General features: G+C 65.6%; 2 protein-coding genes. Both read left to right on the forward strand.

Annotated features, from left to right (window positions below; translation table 11 throughout):
- Position 1: 1 nt before the first annotated feature.
- Positions 2-778 (forward strand): transketolase, encoded by a 777-nt coding sequence (locus tag D2K64_RS23510; RefSeq protein ID WP_238384400.1) that lies wholly within the window; start codon positions 2-4, stop codon positions 776-778.
- Positions 775-1,534 (forward strand): transketolase family protein (locus tag D2K64_RS23515; RefSeq protein ID WP_120010835.1); only part of this gene is annotated, 760 nt, incomplete at its 3' end. The genes D2K64_RS23510 and D2K64_RS23515, both read left to right, overlap by 4 nt.

The raw sequence follows: 1,534 nt of genomic DNA on the forward strand, positions 1-1,534 counted from the left end.
ATTGCGGATGGGAGAGGTGCAGGGACAAGGGTACATTGCACAGGCGCTCGGCATCGCCGACGTGCTCGCCGTGTCCTATTTCCACGCGACCCGCTACCGGCCGGAGGATCCCGCCTGGGAAGGGCGAGACCGCTTCCTGCTCTCGATCGGGCATTATGCGATCGCCCTTTATGCCGCTCTCCTCGAGGCGGGGATCATCCCGGCGGAAGAGCTGGAGACCTATGGTACCGATGACAGTCGTCTGCCGATGTCGGGCATGGCGAGCTACACGCCGGGCATGGAAATCAGCGGCGGTTCGCTCGGCATCGGCCTCGGCATCGCCGTCGGCATGGCGCTCGGCCTGCGGCGCAAGGGGTCAGACCGCTTCGTCTACAATCTGATGTCGGACGGTGAGCTGGACGAGGGGCCGACCTGGGAGGCCGCCATGTCTGCCGGGCACTGGAAGTTGTCCAACCTCATCTGCCTGGTGGATGTGAACCGCATGCAGGCGGACGGTCCTTCCACCGGGGTGCTGAACTTCGAACCCTTGCCGGAGAAGTGGGCGGCTTTCGGCTGGCACGTCCAGCGCGTCGATGGCAACGACATCCCCGCTCTCATCGCGGCCTTCGACACTGCGCGGGAACTCGATGAGCCGAAACCACGCGTGATCATCTGCGACACGAAGATGGCCAAGGGCGTGCCATTTCTGGAAACGCGGGAGAAGTCGCACTTCCTGCGCGTGGAAAGCCACGAATGGGCCCTGGCCCTGGAGGCGCTGGACGCCGGGAGGACCGCATGAGTCGCGCCAAACGTGCCCCCTGGCGGGGCGTCGCGCCACAGAACCAGTCGTCGGACAGACCGCGCCTGACGACCTCTGCGATGATCGCCTCCCTCGCTGCGGAGGGGCAGCGAACAAGCCCGGCACCCTTCGGCCACGCCCTGGCAGAATTGGCGCGGAGCCGCCCGGAGATCCTCGGGCTCACCGCGGACCTCGCGAAATACACCGATCTGCACGTCTTCGCCCAGGCGCATCCCGACCGTTTTTACCAGATGGGCATGGCGGAGCAGCTGCTGATGCTGGCGGCGGCGGGACTGGCACATGAGGGCTTCGTGCCCTTCGTGACCACCTACGCCGCTTTCGCCTCCCGCCGCACCTTCGACTTCATCAGCCAGGGCATCGCCGAGGAGGGGCTGAACGTGAAGATCTGCTGCGCCCTTCCGGGTCTCACAACGGGCTATGGCCCGAGCCATCAGGCAACGGAGGATATCGCGATCTTCCGCGGCATGCCCGACCTTGTCATCGTCGACCCTTGTGATGCTCTGGACATCGAGCAGGCGGTGCCGGCTATCGCCGCGCATGACGGGCCGGTCTACATGCGCCTGCTGCGCGGCAAGGTGCCCCTCGTTCTGGACGAGTACGACTACCGCTTCGAACTCGGCCGCGCGAAGCTGCTGCGAGATGGTCCTGACGCTCTGATCATTTCCTCCGGCTTCATGACCATGCGGGCGCTTGAGACGGCGAAGCTGCTGGAGGCGGATCGGGTTCAGGTCGCCG

It is taken from the genome of Teichococcus vastitatis, from assembly GCF_003604215.1.
GTDB lineage: Bacteria > Pseudomonadota > Alphaproteobacteria > Acetobacterales > Acetobacteraceae > Pseudoroseomonas > Pseudoroseomonas vastitatis.